The organism is Providencia sp. PROV130, from assembly GCF_028482225.1.
Lineage (GTDB): Bacteria > Pseudomonadota > Gammaproteobacteria > Enterobacterales > Enterobacteriaceae > Providencia > Providencia rettgeri.
On record NZ_JAMPQC010000026.1, the window covers coordinates 35,459 to 60,804 of the forward strand.

The 25,346-nt window shown below is 36.3% G+C and carries 11 protein-coding genes; 4 read left to right on the plus strand and 7 right to left on the minus strand.

The genetic code is table 11. The annotated features are described in order from the left end of the window. Positions 1-16 precede the first annotated feature (16 nt). Positions 17-1,960 (minus strand): DNA polymerase III subunit gamma/tau, encoded by a 1,944-nt coding sequence (gene dnaX / locus PSF28_RS17990; protein WP_272685426.1) that lies wholly within the window; start codon positions 1,958-1,960, stop codon positions 17-19. 112 nt (positions 1,961-2,072) lie between these two features. Then, entirely contained in the window at positions 2,073-2,624 is a 552-nt protein-coding gene (gene apt, locus PSF28_RS17995; protein WP_210838682.1) for an adenine phosphoribosyltransferase, read from the minus strand. Between the two features lie 142 nt (positions 2,625-2,766). Here apt and priC point away from each other — a divergent pair, with 142 nt between their 5' ends. Next, entirely contained in the window at positions 2,767-3,315 is a 549-nt protein-coding gene (gene priC / locus PSF28_RS18000) for a primosomal replication protein PriC (RefSeq protein WP_210838684.1), read from the plus strand. An 18-nt stretch (positions 3,316-3,333) separates the two neighbouring features. Continuing rightward, positions 3,334-3,510, plus strand: a complete 177-nt coding sequence (rsmS, locus tag PSF28_RS18005; RefSeq protein WP_210838686.1) for a pleiotropic regulatory protein RsmS — start codon at positions 3,334-3,336, stop codon at positions 3,508-3,510. Between the two features lie 5 nt (positions 3,511-3,515). Here the strand turns inward: rsmS and mscK are convergent, their stop codons facing one another. The 3 genes from mscK to acrR all read right to left on the minus strand — a co-directional run bounded on the left by mscK (position 3,516) and on the right by acrR (position 8,016). Further along, positions 3,516-6,893 (minus strand): mechanosensitive channel MscK, encoded by a 3,378-nt coding sequence (gene mscK / locus PSF28_RS18010; RefSeq protein WP_272685427.1) that lies wholly within the window; start codon positions 6,891-6,893, stop codon positions 3,516-3,518. Between the two features lie 106 nt (positions 6,894-6,999). Next, positions 7,000-7,353 (minus strand): DsrE/DsrF/TusD sulfur relay family protein, encoded by a 354-nt coding sequence (locus tag PSF28_RS18015; protein ID WP_004913652.1) that lies wholly within the window; start codon positions 7,351-7,353, stop codon positions 7,000-7,002. Between the two features lie 12 nt (positions 7,354-7,365). Continuing rightward, positions 7,366-8,016 (minus strand): multidrug efflux transporter transcriptional repressor AcrR, encoded by a 651-nt coding sequence (acrR, locus tag PSF28_RS18020; protein WP_004260429.1) that lies wholly within the window; start codon positions 8,014-8,016, stop codon positions 7,366-7,368. A 134-nt stretch (positions 8,017-8,150) separates the two neighbouring features. Between acrR and PSF28_RS18025 the strand changes: the two genes are divergently transcribed. After that, a complete protein-coding gene (locus PSF28_RS18025) occupies positions 8,151-9,338 on the plus strand; it encodes an efflux RND transporter periplasmic adaptor subunit (protein WP_272685428.1) in 1,188 nt (395 codons plus the stop codon). Between the two features lie 15 nt (positions 9,339-9,353). Next, positions 9,354-12,515: an efflux RND transporter permease subunit gene (locus tag PSF28_RS18030; protein ID WP_210838692.1), complete on the plus strand. Its 3,162-nt coding sequence runs from the start codon at positions 9,354-9,356 to the stop codon at positions 12,513-12,515. Positions 12,516-12,572: 57 nt separating this feature from the next. On the opposite strand, the gene PSF28_RS18035 is transcribed toward PSF28_RS18030, so the two are convergent. Together PSF28_RS18035 and PSF28_RS18040 are read right to left on the minus strand one after the other, a co-directional pair. Continuing rightward, positions 12,573-18,629, minus strand: a complete 6,057-nt coding sequence (locus PSF28_RS18035; RefSeq protein ID WP_272685429.1) for a TcdA/TcdB pore-forming domain-containing protein — start codon at positions 18,627-18,629, stop codon at positions 12,573-12,575. Between the two features lie 597 nt (positions 18,630-19,226). Further along, a complete protein-coding gene (locus PSF28_RS18040; RefSeq protein WP_272685430.1) occupies positions 19,227-25,232 on the minus strand; it encodes a TcdA/TcdB pore-forming domain-containing protein in 6,006 nt (2,001 codons plus the stop codon). Positions 25,233-25,346 lie beyond the last annotated feature (114 nt).

Genomic DNA, 25,346 nt, shown 5'->3' on the forward strand with positions numbered 1-25,346 from the left:
CAATGAGACTGTAGCGTTAAACGGGGCGAATACTCTCTTCATCTAATTGCGCATCAAACATTGAGCGCAGTTTTTGAATCGTTTTATCCGCAATAATAGACTGGCGCGCTTGTGCCAGTTTTTCTTCATAAATCGCCTGTCGCCATTCTAACGGGGTTTTCACCTCGCTATTATCATCATGAACGATTTTCAGTTCAACAGTACGACCATATTGCTCGCTCAGAGCCTCTTCCAACACTTTGTGTGCCGATGGTTTATCGAGGTGCTTCTGAGCTGAGCGCAAATGTAAAATAATTTGCGACTCACTTAATTCTTCTATATATGAATTCAAAGCTAATTGTTCAACCAGTTTGGGAATATTTAATTTTGCGATTCTCCCTGACCAGCTATCCCGAATTCGCCCTTCTTCAATAATTTTAACGGCTAATTCAGGCGTTTTTTCATATTCCAACGCCTCTTTGATTCCGCTTGGCGTTGTTACCGCTTCTTTTGGAGCCATCGCTTCTTCATTTTGCGGCTTCCACTGGTACTGCTTTGGTTTTTGTGGTTTTGCTGCCTGAGCCGCTCTATTTTCCACATTTTGTTGATGTTTGCTGGTCACGGCGGCCAGCCTTTCTAGTGCTGATGCCGCCGGCTTAGCCCTTTCAGGCATCACCGGTTTAGCCTTTTTTGGGCTAGGATCCTCACTTTGGGGAGATTGTAACGCCTGCCTCGCCTTCAATAACTGTAATGTTGGGCTATTGTCTGGCAGATTTTCCGCTCGTGCTTGTGTCGGAGGCACCCTTTGGGACATATTTGATGCCACTGCCGGCGCTGATTGAACAGCGGCTTGCGGAATAACCTGTGGCGGTGCTTCAATTTCAGCAATCACATTTTTAGGATGAAAAGCTAATGCACGTAATAGTGCCATTTCAACCCCCATACGCCGCTCAGGGGCATAGGGTAGTTCTTTTCTTCCAACTAACAACGTTTGGTAAAATAATTGAAGATCTGCGGGGGAAATTACCCTTGCAACCTGCCGTAACCGCCCTTCTGTCGATGATGGGTCTGTTTCTTGCTCAGCAGGAAGCAGTTGGATCATTGCGATACGGTGTAATTGCGACAGAATTTCCACCAGCAAGTTTTCCCAATCCGCACCTCGACTAGCAGCTTGCTCTACCTGTTCCATCACCGCCATGCTATCAGCACGTACTAGTGCTTCAATAATGGCCAATGGCTGTTCGTCATCAAGGGTTCCTAGCATTTGGCTAACGATATCAGCCGTAACTTTCCCTTGCCCCATCGCAATGGCTTGGTCAGTTAAGCTTAATGCATCACGTAAACTGCCATCTGCCGCTCTTGCTATCAGCTGGCGAGCACGTTGGTCATGCTCAATATTTTCTGCATTCAGGATGACTTCAAGCTGCTCACTGATTTGCGTGACATCTAACGCTTTTAGATGGAACTGCAAGCAGCGGGACAAAATGGTCACAGGGAGTTTTTGCGGGTCAGTCGTCGCCAACAAAAACTTCACATGTTCAGGTGGTTCTTCAAGGGTTTTTAATAACGCATTGAAACTATGACGAGACAACATGTGTACTTCGTCAATTAAATAAACTTTGAAGCGCCCACGTGCCGGTGCATATTGGACATTGTCTAATAATTCACGAGTATCTTCGACTTTAGTACGAGAGGCTGCGTCAATTTCAATTAAATCGACAAATCGCCCTTGCTCTATTTCAAGGCAATTGGCGCATTGCCCACAAGGCGATGCAGTAATCCCAGTTTCACAATTAAGGCCTTTGGCAAACAGGCGAGCAATCGTCGTTTTTCCTACGCCACGTGTACCGGAGAAAAGATAGGCATGATGAAGCCGCTGATGCGTTAGCCCATTAGCGAGTGCAGTCAAAACGTGCTGTTGACCAACAACGTCTGAAAATTTTTGGGGGCGCCACTTACGGGCAAGTACCTGATAGCTCATGGATTCCACTGTCATTTAACATGGTACGTGAATATATATAATCATAGTACCATGCTACCACAGCCTCAACCTATACAGCGAGGCTGTGATAAAAATAGAGGGAAAATAAAGATTAGTGGCCTGGGAACTCAACAAGGCTATACGAAGAAACACCTTCTTTCTGTAGGCGCTCAACACCGCCAAGATCAGGTAAACAGATGATAAATGCCGCATCCACAACATTAGCACCAAGCTGTTTGATCATTTTCACCGTTGCTTCCACTGTACCACCTGTCGCGAGTAGATCATCAACAACTAAGACGTTATCGTCAGGGTTGATGCTGTCTTTATGGATTTCAAGCGTATCGGTGCCATATTCGAGGTCGTAAGTCATACTTAATACTTCACGTGGTAATTTCCCTTTTTTACGCACAGGGACAAAACCTACGCCTAAACGTAATGCGACTGGAGCGCCGAATAGAAAACCACGCGCTTCAGTTCCTACAATTTTAGTGACGCCTTTATTTTGATAATGTTCGACTAACATATCAATTGTTGCTTGGTATGCAGCAGGGTTATTTAATAAAGTGGTAATGTCACGAAAAATCACACCTTCGATTGGATAATCTTGGATAGATGCGATACTTTCTTTAATCAATTGCAGTTGTTGCTCTTTAGCGGTCATAATAAAAGCCATGTAGTAAACACGAAAGTGTAGAATCTATGTAAAGTACCATAAAAATGCAATAAGAAGCCGTCAATTTGGCATCAGTTTTGTTGCTGAATATCAATATTCCGCTATTTTTGACACTTAATGAGAACAAAAAATGAAAATCCCCGCTCTTTTAGATGCGTTAAAAAAGCAGATTGATGAATTGAAATCTCGAGTGGACCCCATAAAAGACCTTGAGTTTTCACATTCACGCTTCGACATGCAATTGTTTAGCCGCAAATCCACCCGTCTAGGCGATTGCCAAAATGAATTACAGACCTTGTATCAGCAATTGTGCCATAGCGTAACGTTAAACCACAGCGAGCAGGTCAATTTCCTGACGGAGAAAATTGTCCACCAAATACAAGCCATTTCTCGGGAGATTTCTACACAAGCTTTACGTGAAAAAGAATCCAGCTTTACTAAGAAAAAGGAACAGATTGATTTATATGAACGTTTATCACAACACCAAGACTATGAACGACGCTTACAAGCCATGGTAAGTGAAAAAGAGCTTCATTTAAGTGAGCTAACTGACCACCGTCTACAACACCAGTGCCAAAAAGAACTCGCTGTACTTGCAGGCCGTTTGTACCGTTGCCGCCAAGCACTTTTACGTATTGAGAAAGCCATTGAACATCAAGAAAATCAATATTTTGATTAAATATTGGAAGGAATCAGTATGAGTTCACTCAAAGATGCTCCACAAGAAATCCAACTTGCTGTTGATTTAATCTACTTATTAGAAACCTCTGAGATAAACACCGATGTGGTTCTCAAAGCACTTGAAATTGTGAAAAATGATTATATGTCAAAACAAGTGCAAGCAGCACAAGCTACCTGCACCAAAGAAACTTAACGGGCCTAGTGCATTTCACCATCACTATCTTTAGGTGTTCGCTTCACTTCTTGCACTTCATCACCTTTATTATTATGCAAATGAACCTCTAACTGGTTGAATGCAATATCAATGTCATTTTCTCGACATAATTTGTCTATCGCGCGGTTCACTTCATCACTTGTCACGCCACGGTCACCAATTTGCCGTACATAAAAACGTAATTCATGGTCTAACGTACTGGCGCCAAAACTGGTGAAATAAACATTGGGAGCGGGTTCGGTCATCACCTTGTTATTATTGGTTGCTGCGGATAATAAGACCCGCTTCACTTTATCTAGATCAGAACCATATGCCACGCCGATCGCAATCGTGATACGCGTGACGGTGTCTGATAACGACCAGTTGATCAACCGCTCAGTCACAAAAGCTTTATTCGGAATGATCACTTCTTTACGATCAAAATCGACGATGGTTGTCGCACGAATACGAATTTTACTAACCGTTCCTGAATAAGTCCCAATAGTCACTGTATCCCCAATACGGATCGGCCGTTCGAATAGTAAAATGATCCCTGAGACAAAGTTGGCAAAAATTTCCTGTAAGCCAAACCCTAACCCGACAGTTAAAGCAGCGGCTAACCATTGCAATTTATTCCATGTCACGCCGATCATCCCTAACGAGGCTATCGCGCCAATCCCCACGATAATATAGGTTAATATTGTCGTAATCGCATAAGTAGAACCCTGACGGAGTTTTAACCGTGATAATACCAATACTTCCAATAGCCCAGGGAGATTTCGCGTCATCACCCAAGACACAATGATGATCACAAGAGCCAATATTAAATTCGCTAACGTCACGAATTGTAAGATATTTCCCCCTTCTGCCGATGTGGTGGTATAGCTCCACAAATTCACGCTATCTAAGAAAGAGAAAATGGTGATGAAGTCAGACCAAATCGCATAAAACGCTAAAGCAAAGATAATAAACAATACCATCGTTGTAAGGCGTAGCGATTGCTGGCTAATCAACTCGATGGTCATGGGTGGCTCTTTAATGGGTTCGTTTTCAACATCTTCTTGCTTCAACATCGCACGACGTTCTATGGCACGTTGATATGCCAACTTACGAGCAACCAGTGTTAGTCCCCTTAAGCAAGCATTGTAAGTGATATACCACAGGAGTAAAAGATAGAGGCTATCTAACCAACGATTAGCCAAACGCAATGTCGTGTAGTAATACCCCGCCATCATTAAGCCCACTAAAATTAATGGCGAAAAAGTCAGTAATGTCATGACAATACTGCGCGTTAAGTGGCTACCTTTCTCTTGCCAAACCTGTTTACAGAATGGGATTGTAAAGATACACAACAGTATAAGGGAAACCAGCACAATTAACTGGCCAATCACGTCCTCAGACACTTTTAGTGGGTTGCTAACACCATAAGTAGAAAAGAAAATAAGTGGCACCAAAGGAATCGATAACCTAATCATTCGACGTCGTGTCTGAGATATTTTCTCTTTTTCAATACCAAAATGCTTTTGTGCGATACCTTGGGGCCTTAACACACGAAACGTCAGCTCAAATAACGCCCAAAATATCGCTAACTGTTGGCTGAACTGCCAGAAAAATGGGCCTTGTACATTCCCTGTTTTCAAAAACCAGTAACCAAATGCGAGTAAAAACAGTGAAATAGGCAATGTTTGCATTAATGTCAGCAGGATCGCAAATGGTGTACTTAGCACGCTATCATTGCGCAAACTAGAAAGCCGTTGGTCAATATCTTGCAATCGATTATTAATTTTACGATTAAACCAAATAAACAGTAGCGCAACCAAAACAAGTGGAATAACCACTAACAGTGAATTACTCACACCCCGTTTAATGCTGCGGTTTGATAAACTAAAATCAAAGCTGTTAATTTGTGTCGCTGCGGCTTCAGGGAAAGCTTTCACCCATTCCAAATCAATCGGTTTATTACTATTCACCCAAAATATTTGCTGTGCCAAGGTATTTTCAAGCGACCCTACCACACTCAATAATTGGTTTTGATCCAATTGTAGGTTAATTGCTTGGGAAATTTGCCCGCCAAGCTGCTGGTTAAGTTCATCTAATAACCCACGACGGACTTCTAATAATTTCAATAATGTAGATTTATCTTCCGTTGATAATAATGTGCTGTTTGTAGGCTCATCCCCGGCTTTTATTTCAAATTGCTGTTCCAACTTCGTAATATAATCATTAGGTTGGTAAAGCTCATCACGCTGTTGGTTAACATCAAATTGTTCAAGTCGCAAATCGGCGATCGTTGTGGGTAAATTTTTCGTTAGAATATCAGGTGGTAAGTCAATTTGTTGTTGAAACAAAATGCGTGAAAGCAATAAGCTACCGCGTAATACATTAATTTGTTCTTTTAGATTTCGTTCTGACTGTGTCGCTCTTTCAAGCCATGTTTTTACACGAATACCATTTTGGACCAATTTATTGCTATTTTCTGTCACTGAGATTAACCGGTCGCTCAGCGCATTATTAATCGCAATTTCTTTCTGAATAAGGGGGTTTTGTTGAGCTTTAATATCAGTTTCAGAAGTACTTAATGCTTCACGCACCGTTGATTGAGAGTCATTTAGGCGGCGATGGCTTATCGCATTTTGTACTTGCTGAATATGATGTTCCAATTGTTCAATATATGCTGCGGTATAATCACGCTGTTTTTGCAGCACATCTTGTAATTGAGTATTCGTCTGTAGGATACGTTTTTGATATTCATTTTGCTGCTGCAATAAATACTGTTCAACTTGCAGCATTGTGATTTGAGTCGGTCTTAAATTCACAGATTCATTTAATGAACTATTTAGTTCATTACGGATTTCCTGCAATCGCCTCGCATTTTCCAACATCATCGCTTGTGCCCTTTCAGGCTGCGTTTGTAAGCCAATTAATTGGCTACTATAGGTTGCGAGGTCATTTTGTTCTTTTTGCAGATTTTCTAAGTAGGAGGTTTGTAATGCTTCTAATTGAGAAAGAGAGCTATCTTGTATTTTTCGTAGGAAATTTTCGGTGAGTTGCTCATTTTCATTTTTTATTTGCAACAAACCTTGTGCAGCTTGTTTTGATTCTTCACTCGCGCTACTGAGTTTTTTTTGCAGATCAGCCGTTCGTTGTTCGAGTTTATCCAGTTCGTTATAAAAATCTGAGGTTTTTTCCAGGTCGGCGAGAACAAGTTTATCTTCCTCATTGAGTGAGCTTTTTTTATTCAATGCATTGAGCGCACTTTTTATTTCATTCTTGCTGGGTAAGCTATTTGACGTTAATGCCGTAATTGAGCTGGAAAAAGATGCGATGAAAAAGAACAGTATGATTGATACTAACTGCTGCCACTTCCATTGTTGTTTCATCATAATGGCATTCCTTTATACGAATAATACGTTGCTTAATTAAACAAAGTGCCGATAACAGCCTATCAGCACCTAATTTTACCTAACCAAACACATTTTACGTAGAATATTAGAAAGTTAATACTTTATCAGCCGTTAATGTCCAGCTTGCAAGCTCGACCAATGTACCAACTTCAACACCATCAGCAAGGGTTAATTCACTCACACCACGGGCATCTGTACAAGTTTTGCATAATTTAACGGGAACATTTTGTGCCGTTAAAATCTCTAACATTTGTTGAAGGTTATAGCCTTCTTTAGGCTTTTGAGCCGCTAAACCTGCTGTCACTGCATCTGACATCAGAAAAATTTTTAAATCTAACTGTGGCTCTTGCTCTTTTAACGTTATCGCTAATCGCAATGAGTTGAACAATGTTTCACTGCCGTAAGGTGCCCCGTTGGCAATAATCAAGATAGAGGTCATGTCGGACTCCACTTATTCAGTTTGAATGGGTTTTAACCGGATTGCGGTATTACATTTTAGTGTTTCTAATAGTGTATCAACCAATGTAATTGTATGTTGATTAATATTAAAATTTTCTGATTGGAGTAGCCAGTTTTCTAACAAACCAGACATTAATGAACGGATCATAATCGCGGCACACTCCACATCAAGGTCTGCTGGAAGCTGCCCCGCATCAATACAGGCAGTCAAGTTATCCACAATTCGGCATTGGCTTGCGACGTAATTAGCGCGTTTAAAATCAACTAACTCTGCCATTTCGCCAACTAATTCGCACTTCAAAAAGAAAATTTCCATCAAAGCGCGGTTTTTAGGGCTTTCAATAAAATCAGTCAAAATATAAACTAATAATTCTCTTAGTATTGAAAGTGGATCGTTGGTATATTTAGAACGATAATATTCTTCAGCTTGTACTATTTGGTTATCACCAAATTCACAAGCTTGATAAAAGAGATCAACTTTGTTTTTGAAATGCCAATATATTGCACCTCGGGTAACCCCCGCTGCTTTTGCAATATCGGCTAATGATGTGGCAGAAACTCCTCGTTCAGAGAATGTTTTGATGGCAGCATCTAATATTTCCTGACGGGTTTCTTCAGCCTGTTGTTTAGTTTTTCGTGCCATTGTGACCCGTTTCTATCGAAAGCTGATTTACATACATTCGTGTATGTTTGTACTATAGCACAGTGATAAATCATATTGTTTACCATTTTTCTTATTTTTGTTTTGAACTCATATTGATTAATTGAGGTTAACTTATGCGAAAAAACAGAGGGGTGTTACCTCTGGCTCTGTTAGTTCTTTCAGGTGGCTTGGCTCTATCCGGTTGTAACGATGAACAACAAGGTGGCGGAGAACGCCCGGCGCCTGAAGTAGGAATTGTTACGCTTAAAGCCGAACCTCTGACGCTCAAAACCGAGTTACCAGGCCGTACATCCGCATTTCGTGTTGCCGAGGTTCGTCCTCAGGTTAGTGGCATCATATTGAAGCGCAACTATAAAGAAGGTAGCGACGTAGAAGCAGGGACATCTTTATACCAAATTGACCCGGCACCATTCCAAGCAACTTATGACAGCGCAAAAGCGGAGCTAGCAAAAGCACAAGCTAATGCGAATCTGGCTGCATTAACGGTGAAGCGTTATAAACCATTGTTAGGGACTAATTACATTAGTCGTCAGGAATACGACCAAGCGACTTCAACCTATGCGCAAGCACTCGCTGCCGTCAAAGCGGCTGAAGCGGCGGTTGAAACTGCACGTATCAACCTGAATTATACCAAAGTGACTGCACCGATTAGCGGCCGTACTGGCAAATCGAATGTGACTGAAGGGGCTTTAGTATCAACAGGGCAAACCACTGAATTAATGCGTGTACAGCAACTTGATCCTATCTATGTTGACGTAACGCAATCGAGTGACGATTTCTTACGCCTCAAAAATGAGATAGCGAGAGGTGCTGTACAGCGAGAATCAGGAAAAGCGCCTGTCAGCTTGATCAACAACAACGGTCAAGAATACGCACAAAAAGGTGTTCTGGAATTCTCTGATGTCACTGTTGATGAAACAACAGGGTCTATCACAATGAGAGCCATGTTCCCTAACCCGAATAAAGAGTTACTTCCAGGTATGTTTGTTCGTGCTGTATTAGAAGATGGTGTTATTGACAATGCGATTCTAGTTCCGCAACAAGGCTTGTCTCGTACGGCTCAAGGAACTTCTCAAGTCATGGTTGTTGGCGCTGAGAATAAAGTTGAAGTCAGAAAAGTTAAAGCTGGACAAGCGATTGGCAACAAATGGCTGGTCACTGAAGGTCTACAAGCAGGTGATCGCGTCATCGTCATCGGCTTGCAAAAAATCAAACCAGGAATTGTTGTGAATCCTAAGGAAGCAAACTTAGAAACGCAATCCATAGACAATCAGGCAAAACCTGAAGAAAAGTCTAAATAAGGGAGCGGCTGATTAATGCCTAAGTTTTTTATAGAAAGACCAATTTTTGCGTGGGTAATTGCCATTATCACCATGCTTGCTGGTCTGTTGGCAATTATCCAGTTACCTGTTTCGCAGTACCCGACCATCGCGCCACCAGCTGTTTCTATTTCAGCTAACTATCCGGGAGCGGATGCTGAGACGGTACAAAATACAGTAACGCAGGTTATCGAACAGAACATGAACGGTATCGATAACTTGGTATATATGTCATCGAGCAGTGATTCATCAGGTTCTGCTAGCATTACGCTGACATTTGAAGCAGGAACTGATGGTGATATCGCGCAAGTACAGGTGCAAAACAAATTGCAACTGGCGATGCCATTGTTGCCACAAGAAGTTCAGCAACAAGGTATTAGTGTCGATAAATCAACTAGTTCATTCTTAATGGTTGCGGGTTTCGTTTCTAACGATGGCTCAATGGGGCAATATGATATTGCCGACTATGTAGGGTCAAATATTAAAGACCCACTTAGCCGAGTTAACGGTGTAGGTGAAACTCAACTGTTCGGTACCCAATATGCGATGCGTATTTGGTTAAAACCAGAGCAACTCGTTAAGTACAATATGACCACTACGGATGTCATTAATGCGATTAAAGTTCAAAATAACCAAGTCGCAGCAGGACAACTCGGTGGTTCACCATCTGTAGCAAATCAGCGTTTAAACGTTTCTATCATTGCGCAGACACGGCTAAATAGCCCTGAAGAATTTAGCAATATTTTATTACGTGTAAACCAAGATGGTTCACAAGTACGTATTAAGGATGTTGCTGAGGTTCAATTAGGTGCTGAAAACTATAGTACGATTGCCCGCTTTAATGGTAAGCCCGCAGCAGGTATCGGTATTAAACTGGCAACGGGAGCGAACGCATTAGATACGTCTAATAACGTTCGTGCTGCGCTTGAGGAAATGAAACCTTTCTTCCCTCAAGGGTTAGAGATTGTTTATCCATACGATACAACCCCATTCGTTAAAATTTCAATTAACGAAGTGGTTAAAACGTTAGTAGAAGCAATCATGCTGGTTGTTGTTGTAATGTATTTGTTCCTACAAAACATCCGTGCAACACTGATACCAACGATTGCAGTACCTGTCGTATTGTTAGGTACCTTTGCTATCTTGTCGGCATTTGGTTATTCCATAAACACCTTGACCATGTTCGCGATGGTACTCGCCATCGGGCTTCTCGTCGATGACGCTATCGTTGTTGTTGAGAACGTGGAGCGTGTTATGCAAGAAGAAGGCTTATCACCAAAAGAAGCGACCAAAAAATCAATGGGTCAAATCCAAGGTGCGTTAGTCGGTATTGCAATGGTGCTGTCTGCGGTATTTATTCCTATGGCCTTCTTTGGCGGTTCTACAGGGGCAATTTACCGTCAGTTCTCAATTACCATTGTATCCTCCATGATCTTATCAGTACTGGTTGCGATGATCTTAACGCCAGCACTGTGTGCCACCATGTTGAAGCCAATTGAAAAAGGCAGCCATGGTAGCCAGAAAGGGTTCTTTGGGTGGTTTAACCGCACATTTGAAAAACAAGCACACCACTACACTGATAGTGTAAGCCGCATGCTTAACGGTACTGGCCGTTATCTCGTGATTTACCTGCTGTTAGTGGTTGGTATGGCGTTCATGTTTGTCCGCTTACCGTCTTCCTTCTTACCTGCGGAAGACCAAGGGGTATTCTTGTCAATGATCCAATTACCTCCAGGTTCAACGCAAGAACAAACCCAAGCGGTACTGGATGAAGTGAATAACTACTACCATACCGAAGAAGCTAAAAACGTTGAGTCGGTCTTTACCGTTGGAGGCTTTAGCTTCGCAGGTCAAGGACAAAATATGGGTCTTGCCTTCGTCGTTCTGAAAAATTGGAGCGAACGTAAAGGCGATGAAAACCACGTTGATGCGATTGTGCAGCGTGCGAATATCGCACTGTCACAAAAACAAGAGGCCTTGATTTACGCCTTTAACCTACCAGCGATTGTTGAGTTAGGTACCGCAGACGGGTTTGACTTTGAGTTAGTCGATAAAGGTAACTTGGGGCATGATAAACTGATGCAAGCCCGTAACCAGTTACTTGGATTGGCAGCTCAGCATCCAGAAATGCTTCAAGGTGTTCGCCCAAATGGTCAGGATGATACCTCGCAATACCGTATTTATATTGACCAACAAAAAGCACAGGCTCAAGGTGTCGCTATCAGTGATATCAACGCAACATTGAGTTCTATGTTTGGTGGAAGCTACGTGAATGACTTTATCGACCGCGGTCGTGTGAAGAAAGTTTACGTACAAGGTGACGCAGAAAGCCGTATGTTACCTTCTGACATCAGTAACCTGTATGTTCGTAATAACCAAGGTAAAATGGTTCCGTTCTCTGCATTTATGGACGAATCCAAAGATCCTTGGAAGTATGGCTCACCACGTTTAGAACGTTATAACGGTGTCCCTGCGATGAATATTCAAGGCCAAGCAGCGCCTGGGAAAAGTACAGGTGATGCGATGCTGTTAATGGAAAAACTCACCACTGAAAACCTGCCTGAAGGAATTGGTTACGAGTGGACGGGTATGTCTTATCAAGAACGTTTAGCAGGTAACCAAGCCCCTGCACTGTATGCGATCTCTTTGATAGTGGTATTCCTGTGTCTGGCTGCTCTATATGAAAGCTGGTCTGTTCCATTCTCAGTTATGTTAGTGGTTCCATTAGGTATTATTGGTGCGTTATTGTTCACCAGTGTTCGCGGTTTAGACAACGACGTTTACTTTAAAGTGGGACTCTTAACCACCATTGGTCTCTCGGCGAAAAACGCAATACTGATTGTTGAATTTGCCAAAGACTTGATGGAAAAAGAAGGTAAAGGGTTAGTCGAAGCAACACTGAATGCAGTTAAAATGCGTTTACGGCCCATTCTGATGACATCACTCGCCTTTATGTTAGGTGTTATCCCACTAGTGTTTAGTAATGGTGCAGGTTCTGCATCCCAGAACTCCGTAGGTACTGGTGTTCTTGGGGGAATGTTCGCAGCGACCTCGCTGGCTATCTTCTTCGTTCCAGTATTCTTCGTGGTGATCCGTCGCCGTTTCTCGAAGAAATCAGAGGACATTGAGCACAGCCATCCGCCAACAGCTAACAGCTAACAGCTAACTGTTACTTATAAAATGCCAGTCTAATGACTGGCATTTTTTTAATAAATACTACTCCATTTCTATAGCTAATATCCTATCGGCTCGACTCATTTTTTTATCGCCGATAATTCCTTGGCCATATACGCTTTTATCTTCCTTCATAGAAACTATAGATTCACCCAAATTTGAGTTATTAATAGCGTCATAATTATAATAAGTCGACAGCGACATAAAAGAACCATATTGCTCATATCGTTGTAATAGCTTATCAAGTGCAATATTTTCGACTTTGTTTGGAACAATTATATTTAAATGTTGATGTTGCTTTGCATGTAAACCGAAAACCTGCCTAAAAATTAACTTTGTATTGTATCTCTTGTCTGTAAACACCAGATCATTATTATTTCGATTAACTAATATTTCATCCAAGTCATCGATTAAGAATATAGCCTCATCAATTTTAAGGTCAACTGAGTGATTATCAATAACGATAAATCTGCTATCTTTCCACATGTCCGCACTAATAACGTAAGTATCATTACCTTCTTCACCATGAAAAATAATTTTCTTAATATCACTGCTTTCATATACAGATAAAATATTATCATCATCATCGCCTGACTTAATCAGAACTGACTTTCCCTCGTTTGTTTTTTCATAGTTAGTCAAATTATTTATAGAGTGAATAACTACATCATCATCTACAGTTTTTAAAATTAAATTATCCCCACTTCGATTTGCATCTTTATAAATAAATTCCGAATATAAACGATGCGATGAATTGATTAACTCCGGAGATATCAAAATACCTTCGCTAGTAAATGCTTGTTTGATAGTTGAAGTTCTTAATTTTTCTTGCATGTATAATTTCCCACTATCCATATCAAATAAATATATAGATTCCTTTTTTTCGTCACAACCTAAAAATTTCAATTTTTGATTTGAAGAAAATCTAATTGAAACAAATAAATTTCCATTCATATACCAAGTAAATATTTTCTGGTTATTTTCTTTATTTGTTAGCCCTAAAATGGAAATAACGCTGTTATCACCAATGCGATTTGTTAATTCAGCAAACCAATTCTTGTGTGTTTTTAGCCATAGTTTATTTACTGCTATCAAGTTTGGTTTCCCGTTAGGTAATATGTGATAAATAGCACCTTCTTGGGTTGTTGCTATACAACGGCCATCCCTATTAACTACATTAATGATATTTTTAAGCTCAACAGCGTGTGCAATTGTATTATTTTTATCTGATTCATTTAGCAAGGCATCTTCTTGCCAATAAAGAATATGGCTCTCCGTGTTATAAAAATAAAACACTTCTATTCCTTTAGAATTATATTCACCGCCAATATAAATCAAATAGTTAGACATAGTTTTATAATTACTTACATCTAAGTTTAGACCTATATGTCCTACCTCAGATGAACCACTCTCCTTTATATTAGCATTAATTATAACCCCATCCTTGTTCCTTAACCAAAAGCGTATATTTTTTTCTCCTGGAATTTCACCAGAAAACATAATTATATCAGCTAGTTTAATTTCTTTATTAGTTAATACTTGACTATTAAAACTATAGTTATTATCTATATTAGAACAATAAAAATGCGATAGCTTTTCCTTAATACTTTCAACTAATTTATTTTTATTATTTATATCTAAATCAGATGGTATAAAACCAATCGTAGATATACTCAGCAAATAGAGGCTATTATTATTACATTGATAAACGCGCTCAACTTTAAATTTATCTTTAATTGTAGTGCAACTTATATAAACCTGGTTATCGACCTGCCACACTTTAATCTTTTTAGTGCGGCCATCAAAACTCGTCCCAAAGGAATACATCGCTAAAGTTTTATTTGTATTGATATCTACAATAGCAACAACTAATTTATCAGGTAATTTAAGATAAGCTTTGCCGTCAATCACGGCTTCTAATAATGTTAGACTTCCTTTAGCATAACCAGACTCAAGATAAATCATCCTTTTATTTTTAACATCGTAAAAGGCTCGCCCTACTTCTACTCCATTAAATTTATAATTTTCAACAATAATGTATTTTTCATGTAATTCATTTTTTTTAGCTAATTCATCCAAATACTCATCAATTGATCCCTGACTATTACCCCATTGGTTAGCATCCTCTTGGATAATGTCAGATCTCATATTAGTAAAATCAACCAATCTTATTTCATTATTTTTCCCAACTATCGTTACTGACCCATATTCAGAGCTTGAATCAATATGAATAGTTATTCCTCCGATAATTAATCGATCATTTAAAATATGAGTAACATCACTATTTAGTAATGTCGCATTGATAACCAGATTGGATTTTTTATTTTTAACAAACTTATTTTTCAGTGTTAACTCTACTCCTTCATTGAGGATTATCTCATAATCCTCACCAACACTTTCAATAGTATAATTTAATAACCCATACCATTCTTTAGGAATTCTAGGAATGGCTATCTTTCTTTTATGAGCATCTAATAAAACATCAATATTTGTTTTGATATACTCTTGTTTTAATTTTGATATAATATATTCAGATGGAAAAACATAATAATCAAAATCAAATTTTTTGCTTTTTTCCATACGCCTAAGTACATTAAAACCAGAATCTCCCCGAGTCGTTGCTCCTGGTAACATACTATGATTATAGTTAATATAAGACTTAGGTGTCCCAGGTAAAATAATAATTTCAGCTTTATCATAGTCGACACTGTGAATACTTTCCGTGTATTCCATTATTTCACGAACATTTAGTGCATCTTTGCGATCATGGTTTATTACATTTGCATATGATGCCCAGAAAAAGTAATTCCGATAACCACCACCTGCCTCATGTTTTCCAGAACGATATATATACTGGCTCCCAAAAACCATTTGGTTATTTTGAAAATCAATTTTTTCTATTACCGCGCCTTGCTTTGCAACTAAAAGAGAGCCATTTTCGATAAAATCAAATCCATTCCCTTGATAAGCTTTATCCAAAAGATAAAAATAGTGACCAACTTCTTGAGCATCTTCAGCAATAATCCCAAAATTTTTAGCTAGCGCAGTAAAACCTATAGTCAAGCCCCCAAGTATAACAGCTCCACTGCTACAAAACGCCGCTATACCTGTAGCCCCAATAGCACCAGTATATATAGACGTAATACCCAGAGCTAATGCCGTGGAGTCGAATCCCAGCTGAGTTCCAAAAATCGCCTTTTGCGATGCCGTCTCAGATTGTGTTAGTTCATAAATATCTAACCCAACTAAGGCCCCATTAAAAACAAGCCCAACGCCTTCATTTGCTGTATGAGCAACTGTATTAGCAAAACTATGCGTATTATTTTTAAATATATCAGCACCGTCTTGCCATAATGATTTAACCACATTGGTCACTTTGGCCATATCATTCGCAATACCATGTGCCATCATCGTATAATTAGTGTAGCTATGAATTTTTAAAGCAATGCTTAAATTAGACTCAGCTCCTTGCAAAGAGGCACGATTTTTATTACTAGCCCATTGAATTAATGTTTGGATAGCAATTCCCGAATTTAAGCCATCAGCAGATTCAACATCTACGGGATATTTCTCTGCTGACGAATTCCGCTTAAAAAATATATCGTTATTTTTCACTTCAGCGAGTTGTTGGTTAAAATAATGAGAGAACTCCATAAATGTATGATCTGATGTCTCAACCCAACGAGGCTCTATAGTTTGATCTTGGTGAATAAATTGTATGCGATAATTGTTATCATCTAGCCTTACAATATTAAAAAAATTAATTAACCATTTATTATCCAATCGATATTCTTGAGTAATTTTTCTGATTGCAGCATCAATTCTTTCTCCCCACTGCTTTGCATCAAGTATTTGTAATGATACTTTTAATTGTAAATCATGATTAATAATATTTTCATTTTCAATAAATAAGTCTACCTTTACTCGTTGCTCACTTACTACACTTAACTCATTTTTATTATGTAAGTCACCAACCACTAAACCATAACCAATAGGAACATCTGCCATTCTTTTGATATCAATAGTCACTAATTCAAATTTAGGTTCTGTTTCACTTCCCATTGCATTATAAAATTCAGCCATTTTTTTTATTAACAAATATTTTTTCAAACTTGAAAATAACTTGGCTTCGTTATTAAATTCAAATATTCCAAAGTTTGGATCATAAAAATAATATTTAACCTCCTCTTTCTTCACAATCTTACCTAGTAGCATGGCATGACTCATTGTATTGAGGGAATACATTACTGTTGAGTTATATTTAGAGAACATATATTGAATTTCTTTTAAATTTAATACTCCATTTGATGAAGATGCTTGGTTTGCGGGTACATTTGAATGTAATGCAATTAAGCTTTTCTTTAACAATACTGAATCGAGTTCTTTGGGAGAAGATGTTGCATAAAATAGCTTATCAATCAGATTATCTGCCCCTTTTTTATCTTCTCTTGCTAAGGCGACTGCCATAGCTCTAACTAATGGATAACATCGACCTCCATTATTATCCTTTACAGATAATAAATAAAAATCCTGAGGAATAAGACGTGCATTTATACTACCAAATTTAATGAAAAAATCTTTTATTTCCTTACTTTTATTAAGAACATAAGCACTGTATTCGCTTTCAAATTTAATCTCAATATAATGACTTAAAGCCCCTTTTTGCTCAATTGTTAACTCTCCATTTAAATATATTTTTTTTAACTCTAATGACGATAATTTTTCCGTAGAAAAATTAAAATTGATACTCTCATAGTTATTATAGCCACTAAAAAATAAGCTATTATTTAATGTACTGTCATTTCTAACAACCAATTTAAATCTTTTTTCTATAGATATGTCTAATTTATTTTTCCCTCCGAGTTTGACTGAATTATCGTATTCATGATCTACAACTGAATCTATACCTTTCTTTTCTTTTATTTTTAGCCAAATCCAATTTCTCTCAACATTAAGAATTTCAGATAATGATTTATTATATTTCATCTTTAAATAATCATGGCTAAATTCAATGTTAGATAATTCATTTTTTAATGTGTTATATTCCAATGAATATTTTTCATTTTCACTATTTAACTCAACAATTTCACCCCTTAATTTATCTAGTTTAATTAATTGTTCATCAAGCTCAGATTGAATTGACTCTCTTATTTTTTTAATTAATTCATTCCATGGCCTTGCTATTTCAGCATATGATGAAAAATCATTATTTTGATATTTAATTTCATTTAAAATATTGGTACTAACTCCACATTCCTTTGCTATCCTCATTAATTCATAGTGTTTTTCATCACGTAGCAACATAAATTGTTGAATATTATCTTGTGAATCTTGAGCTAAAGGAAACTGAACCATAAGTGAAGCTTTATCATCTCTTCGTGTGATGATTGGAACGCCATCAATAATTTTATATTCCTGTTTTTGTAATACTAATTGCCAAGAGCCATTTTCATATTGCATATATGCCATTCCAAGCCCTTCATCAGAATATTGGCACTGATAATCTTTATAATTTACTGCCATCACAACGTTGTCATAAAGAATAGAGCTATTAACTCGACCATCATGATAAACTCGATATGTTTTTTCATCTAGCTCAGTTACAATAATGGAACAACCTGAGAGAGTTCCTGTAAATAAAAATTTCGCCTTTGATGGGTGTTTTGGTATATCAATATAAGCTGGAGATATATTGGATTGGTTAGCACCATTATATCCTAATAAATAAGATTCAATTTGCATGGAAGGGGCTTTCACTGAACTATTCAGTACAGGTTCTACCTCATAGGAATTATGATCAACTTTCACAAATTGAATATCTATTTTGGGCGACAGCCTCCCTGATTTAGTAATGCTATCAGTACTAATTGAATTATTAACTAAAAATTCAGTGGGATTTGACTTGAATAATTTAATTTTTGAATCTGCTTCTCTATTTCTGATTCTTACTCCACTGATAACTCCAGATTTTAGATTCTTATCTAAAATTGCTTGTTGTATAAAAGTATTATTTATTGAATACCATTTATTTATTTTTTCTTTTAAGAAGTAATTATATTGAATTTCTATTGATAGGACATTATCTATTACATTATGCATATAAACTCCTTTAAATACAAATAAAAATATGCATTATATTATTTAGAACCTAAACGAAACCAATATAAAAATTTAAATATGTTGGATCCATTAAATAAAAAACAATATTTACTATACTTATAATATTTTTTGTTGTATTAAAACCAAAAAATACACTATTATTTAAACCTTAGATTAAAACTATTATTACAAGGAAAGGTAATGAATAGAAAAGTGCAAAATGTGATAAATATTTCGACTGCAGTTCAAAATTATCTGAGTACATCCAGAAGTACTTTTATTTCCCCTTGAGAAGCGGTGCTTCATGCCGTTACTAAATTTAAAATAGATCCTCCTTATAGCCAAGGTAGCCAATTAGAAATAGGAGAAAATAGCAAGCTATTAAGCCGAATCATCTCATTTGAGAGTCATCAATTTCAATGTAAAACAATTTTATTTACTCTCAAAATATAACAATTAATTTATCATTAGGTGGCGATAGCCATTTTATAATAGGCTAAACAGGAAAAATACCGATAGAAAATAAAACAACCAGTTGTTTTATTTTCTATAACTAATTAAAATGTTGCCAGTCATTCGACTGGCATTTTTTTCTCGCTAATATATAGTCATTTCAGAACTAAACATATTTTTTATATTACTTAACAATTCCGTTTTTTTAAATCCACTAGCTAGCATGGTATCTTTATCAGCCCCAATTAGCGACATAGAACCAACTAAAGTAGATGCTGTCACATTCTCATCATCATAATAAGCAGATAAGGGCATAAAAGGCCCATAATCTTGATACCGCATGATGAGTTTTTCAATTTCAATATTTTCCACTTTACTTGGTAAGGCTATACTTAGGTGTTGATATTGTTTTGCACGGGAACCAAACACTTCTCGCAAAATTAATTTGGTCTGGTATTTCATATCAGTAAAAACAAGATCATCTCTATTTCGATTAATAACCACTTCATCAAAATCAGTGAGTAACCATATAAGGTTATCGACCTTAAGGTCAGTAGCATTATTGTCAATTATTATTACTTCATTTTCTTTCCACATCGACTCACTAACAATATAGGTATCATGACCATCTTTACCATTAAAAATAATTTTTTTTACTTTATTATTGTCATCTACCGTCAAAAAGTCATCATTGTTACTTCCCGATTTAATCAACACAGCACTTTTTTTATCTATGCAGTTACCTATCGCAGAATCATTAATAGCATGAACAATCACATTATCGCCTTCTGTTTTTAAAATTAAATTTCTCCCGCTTATTTCAGCATTTTTAATTTTAAAATCAGGATATAAATCATTAGGTTTATTAATTAACTCAGGGGAATTTAAAACACCATCATGTGAAAATGCTTGATTAACAATTGAAGCATCTATTTTTTTGTGTAGATATAGCTTCCCATTACCCTTATCAAAAATAAATATTGATTCAGTTGATTTGTCATAACCTAAAAAAACAATTTCTTTAGTCGAATAAAATTCTGTGGAAATAAAAAGACCTTCATCTGCGTACCAAGCATAAAGACTGTGACCATTTTTCTTATCAGTTAAGCCTAAAATTGAAATTATTGAATTATTACCAAAACGAGAAGTTAATTTATTAAACCAGTTATTGTATTTTTTTAACCACTGTTCATTAACAGCAATAATCGTTGGGTTCCCATTAGATGATATACGATAAACGCCCCCCTCATCAGTTATTGCAATGCAACGCCCTTCCCAGTTAATCATATTAATAACATCTTCGATCTCGACTCGTTCTGCTATCGGACCATTTTCATCCATTATGTTAGATAGTAGTCCTTTTTGCCAATATATCAAATGGCTATTCGAATTATAAAAATAAAACACCTCCTCACCTTCATTATTGTATTGGCTACCAACATAAATTAAATCTTCATATACACCTCTATGACCACTATTATTCTTATTCATTTCTGGGCTTTCGGCATTAACCATTTCATATATAATGCTTTCTTTTATATTTGCTCTAATTAATTTACAATCTTTTTCTCTCAACCAAAACCGTATTTTCTTTCCATTTTTCATCTTCCCATAAATCATAATAGTATCGGCTAACTTTACATTATTACTTTCCAACTTACCGCCATAGGACTCATAATTAAGCATCATTTTTTTGGGAGAAACTTGTATTATCCCACTCTCTACATACTTATCTTTTTCTCTATTACTTCCATTGAAATAAAAAAAATCCGGGATAAAGTCATCTGTTGAGTAACTTATTAGATAGAGTGTATTGTTAATATATTGATATACACTCTTAGTTTCATTACCGTTCTCTTTTGAGGTACAGCTCATATAAATACCGTTATTTACTTTCCATACCTTAACATCTTTTTTAACCTCCTTTAATCCATCATCAAAACAGTACATAATCAATGTTTTATTTAAATTAACATCAATAATAAAAACAACCGACTCATTAGGTATGATTATATATGCCAGACCATCTTCGACTACCGATAATACAGCTGTTTTTCCTGATGCATAACCTGATTCGATATAAAAAATATTATCCTTTTCAACATCATAAAATGCACGTCCGATATCAACTCCATTATGTTGATAATTTTCTATCGTAATATATTTTTCATATAATTTATTTTCCCTCGCGAGTTGGCTTAGATGAGCCTTAACTGAGCCTTGATTTTTTATCCACTGGCTTGCATCTTCTGAAATGATATCAAGCCTCCGGTTCTTCAAATCCAAAGAACAAATTTCATTATTTTTCCTAATGATAACTAGCGAATTAATAGGGTAACTGGGCGAAAAATTAACAACTGCATCACCAATTTTTATCTTACCTGAATAGAAACTAATTGAATCATTGGATAATAAACTAGAGTTAATAATCCAATTCGAGTTATTATCATTACCATCCTGATTCGATAGCGTAATTTCCGCACCATCATTGAGTATGATATTATATATCCCCCCACCTCCTTGCATCTCATAATTCAATAATCCATACCATTCCTTCGGTAATCCTGGTATAGCAACATATCTTTCAGCTTTATCTAATATAATATCTATATTGGTTTTAACATACTCTTGCTGTATTTTCGATATAATATATTCAGATGGAAAGGTGTAATAATCAAAATCAAATTTCTGACTTTTTTCTAATCGTCTCAAAATATCAAACCCACGATCATTCCGGCTAGTCGCACCGGGTAACATATTATGCTCATAATTAATATAAGATTTCGGTGTACTAGGTAAAATAATAACTTTTGCCTTATTGAAGTCTATCTCATGTTTTTTTTCTGTGTACCCCATTTCTTCACGAATATTCAAGGATTTTTCACGTTCATGGTTTATCACATTTGCATATGATGGCCAAAAAAAATAATTTCTATAGCCCCCACCTGCTTCATGCTCACCTGAACGGTATATATACTGACTACCAAAGACCACTTGACTATTTTTAAAATCAACCTGCTCTACTACTCCTCCTTGCCTAGCGACTAAAAGCTTACTTTCAGTGATATAATCAAACCCATTTCCTTGATAAGCTTTATCTAACAGATAAAAATATCTCCCCACCTCTTGAGCATCTTCTGCAATCACCGCAAAATTGGCAGCAAGTGCATTAAAACCTATCGCTAAGCCCCCTACTATCACGCCACCAGCACTACAAAAGGCAGCAATACCGGTTGCACCAACTGCTCCTGCCGATATTGATGTAAGGCCAAGTGTCATTGATGCAGAATCAAACGCCAATTGTGTTCCAAAAATCGCTTGTTGCATTTCTGTATCTGACTGCGTTAGTTCATAAATATCCAGCCCAACTAATACACCATTAAACATAATTCCTATCCCGTTATTTTCACTACGGGCAATACTCGATGTGAAAGTATCCATACTATTCTTATATGCAATTTCCTCATTTCGCCATAATGACTTAACAATATTGGCTATTTTAAACATATCATTTGCATTGCCATCTACTATCATCGCGTAATTGACATAACAGTGTATTTTTAATGCAACCCCTAAATTATCTTCAACACCTAGCACGGTATTTCTTTTTTTATTATCCGCCCATTGAATTAATACTTGAACTGCAATTCCCATATTTAAGCCTTCTATGGAGTACTCCTCATCGATCCTCTCTTTCCCATACTTTGGCAGACTATGGTAGTTTTTCAGTTCATCTATTTGTTGATTAAAATAGTTAGAGAATTCTAAAAATGTATTATCTGAGGTCTCTATCCAGCGAGATTCAACTTCTTTTTCTTGGTGAATAAATTGTATTAGATAATTATCTTTCGAGGTATTTCTAATGTTAGAAAAATTTATTAACCATTTATTATCAAGCTGATATTTAGCACCAATCAGCTTTATAGCCTTGTCAATTCTTTCTCCCCACTGCTTAGCATCAATAAGTTGCAATGAGGCTTGTAGCTGTAAATCACCAGTAACTCTATTTTCATGCTCCGCGAATAAACTTACTTTTTCTCGTCGCTCACTGATAGTACTTAATTGTTCTGGATTATGTAAATCATCAACAATTAAACCTGCACCAATAGGAACATTAGCCATTTTTTCTATATCTATAGTAATTAATTCAAATTTAGGTTCTTTTTCATTTCCCATCGCATTATAGATATTATCCAGCTTATTTTTTAACATATATTCTTTAAGTGCATGAAATAGCTTTACCTCATCACTAAATTCAAAAATACCAAAATTAGGATCATAAAAATAATATACTGTTCTTTCTTCACTTATCGTTTTACCTAGTAACATTGCATGGTTTATTGTATTCAGCGAACACATTAAAGTTTCACCAGACTCAGAAAATATTTGTTGAATTTCTATTAAATTTAACACACCATTTGAAGAAGATGCTTGGCTAGCAAATATATTGGAATGTAAAGCAATTAGCCCCAATTTTAATTGTTTAGAACTGGCATCGTTAGGTGATGACATCGCATAAAATAACTTATCTATTAGATGATCTGAGTTAATTCTTCCTTTTTTAGCCAATGCGACAGCCATCGCTCTAACCAATGGATAACAACGACCACCACTATTATCTTTTACAGATAATAAATAAAAATCTTGAGGAATTAAACGTATATTTTCGCTACCTGAATGATAAAAAAAATCCTTAATATCATCACTTTTTTTCAAAATAATTGCAATAATCTCTTTTTCAAATTCAATTTCTATATAATGGCTTAATGCACCTTTTTGCTCCATTAACAAATTATTATTTATATATATTCTTTTTAGTTCTAATGATGATAATCCTTCTAGAGAATAAGGGATGATTACTTTATTATAATTGTTATAACCCTGAAAAAAAAAGCTATTGTTACAGTTAGAATCCTCCATAAGTAAATTTCTAAAACGCTGTTCTATTGTAGTTATTTTGTCCACATCTTTACCTGCTCCAATAGACTTATCATATCTATTTTCTATAATTGAATTTATGCCTTCACTATTTTTTATTTTCAACCAGAGGTCATTACTTTCAATGATTAGTGAATCAGACAATAGTTTATTAAATTTTAATTTTAAATAGTCACTTCCCTTTTCAATATCAGCTATACTTTTCTTTATTTTATCATACTCGTCTCTTCTTCTAGGTAAATTAGGCTTCATTCCACTCAATTGTTCTTTAAAATTATCAATCTTTATACGTTTTTCACGTAGTTTAACATCAACCACCTTCCTTATATTTCTAATAAATTTAATCCAAGACTTTATCACAGCAGCATCTGATGATAAATCACCACTTTGTTCTTTAATTTTAGACATTGCATCGGTATTAATACCAAGAAACTCTGCTGCTTCAATTAATTTTTGATGTTTTATATCTCTTTCTAGTTTAAATTTCCTAATATTTTCTTTCTGGTTTTTAATTAATGGATTTTGTACTAATAATGGTATTTTATCTTCTCGCAAGCTAATTATTGGTACTCCTCCAATTATTTTATATTCCTGTTTCTGTAATATTAATTTCCAGGCGCCATTTTCATATTGCATATAGACCATTCCAAGCGTCTCATCAGTATTTTTTATACTGTAATCTTTGTAATCTACAGCCATCACTACATTATCATAAAGAATCGAACTATTGATTCTACCATCATGATAGACTCGGTAGGTTGTTTCATTTAGTTCAGTAACGATCACAGAACTGCCTGAAAGTGTATGTGTAAATAAAAATTTTGCCTTAGATGGGTGCTTGGGTATATCAATAAAGGCGGGCGATTTATTTTTCTGATCATTGCCGTTATATCCTAATAAATATGACTCAATCATCATTGATGGCTCTTTTTCCGCCGTATTAATCACAATCTCTAGTTCATAGGAATAACTACCAACTTTAACGAATTGAACATCACCTTTAGATGTCTGAACATCAGTTCTAATAAAACTATCAACACTAATTGCATTTTCCATCATAAATATTGAAGGGTGTGACTTAAATGATTTAATATCTGCACTTGCTACTCTGTTTTTTACTCTTACCCCACTAACCGTTCCTAATTTTAATTTTGCATCATTAATTGCTTGTTCAATAAATTGACTTTTATCCATATCTTTTAATTTCAGCATATAAATTCCTTTTAATTACAAATAAAAATAGTTAAATCCTCGTAAAATACAATTTAGCAATAAATCATGAACCCTTAAAATTTAAAATAATTATTTTTTATAACTCCTATAATA

Bases quoted from the DNA above. Each gene is read 5' to 3' on its own strand.
- PSF28_RS18030 (WP_210838692.1), top strand. From the start codon at position 9,354: ATGCCTAAGTTTTTTATAGAAAGACCAATTTTTGCGTGGGTAATTGCC.
- PSF28_RS18040 (WP_272685430.1), bottom strand. From the start codon at position 25,232: ATGCTGAAATTAAAAGATATGGATAAAAGTCAATTTATTGAACAAGCA.
- apt (WP_210838682.1), bottom strand. From the start codon at position 2,624: ATGACCGCTAAAGAGCAACAACTGCAATTGATTAAAGAAAGTATCGCA.
- mscK (WP_272685427.1), bottom strand. From the start codon at position 6,893: ATGATGAAACAACAATGGAAGTGGCAGCAGTTAGTATCAATCATACTG.
- PSF28_RS18025 (WP_272685428.1), top strand. From the start codon at position 8,151: ATGCGAAAAAACAGAGGGGTGTTACCTCTGGCTCTGTTAGTTCTTTCA.
- acrR (WP_004260429.1), bottom strand. From the start codon at position 8,016: ATGGCACGAAAAACTAAACAACAGGCTGAAGAAACCCGTCAGGAAATA.
- priC (WP_210838684.1), top strand. From the start codon at position 2,767: ATGAAAATCCCCGCTCTTTTAGATGCGTTAAAAAAGCAGATTGATGAA.
- PSF28_RS18015 (WP_004913652.1), bottom strand. From the start codon at position 7,353: ATGACCTCTATCTTGATTATTGCCAACGGGGCACCTTACGGCAGTGAA.
- PSF28_RS18035 (WP_272685429.1), bottom strand. From the start codon at position 18,629: ATGCATAATGTAATAGATAATGTCCTATCAATAGAAATTCAATATAAT.
- rsmS (WP_210838686.1), top strand. From the start codon at position 3,334: ATGAGTTCACTCAAAGATGCTCCACAAGAAATCCAACTTGCTGTTGAT.
- dnaX (WP_272685426.1), bottom strand. From the start codon at position 1,960: ATGAGCTATCAGGTACTTGCCCGTAAGTGGCGCCCCCAAAAATTTTCA.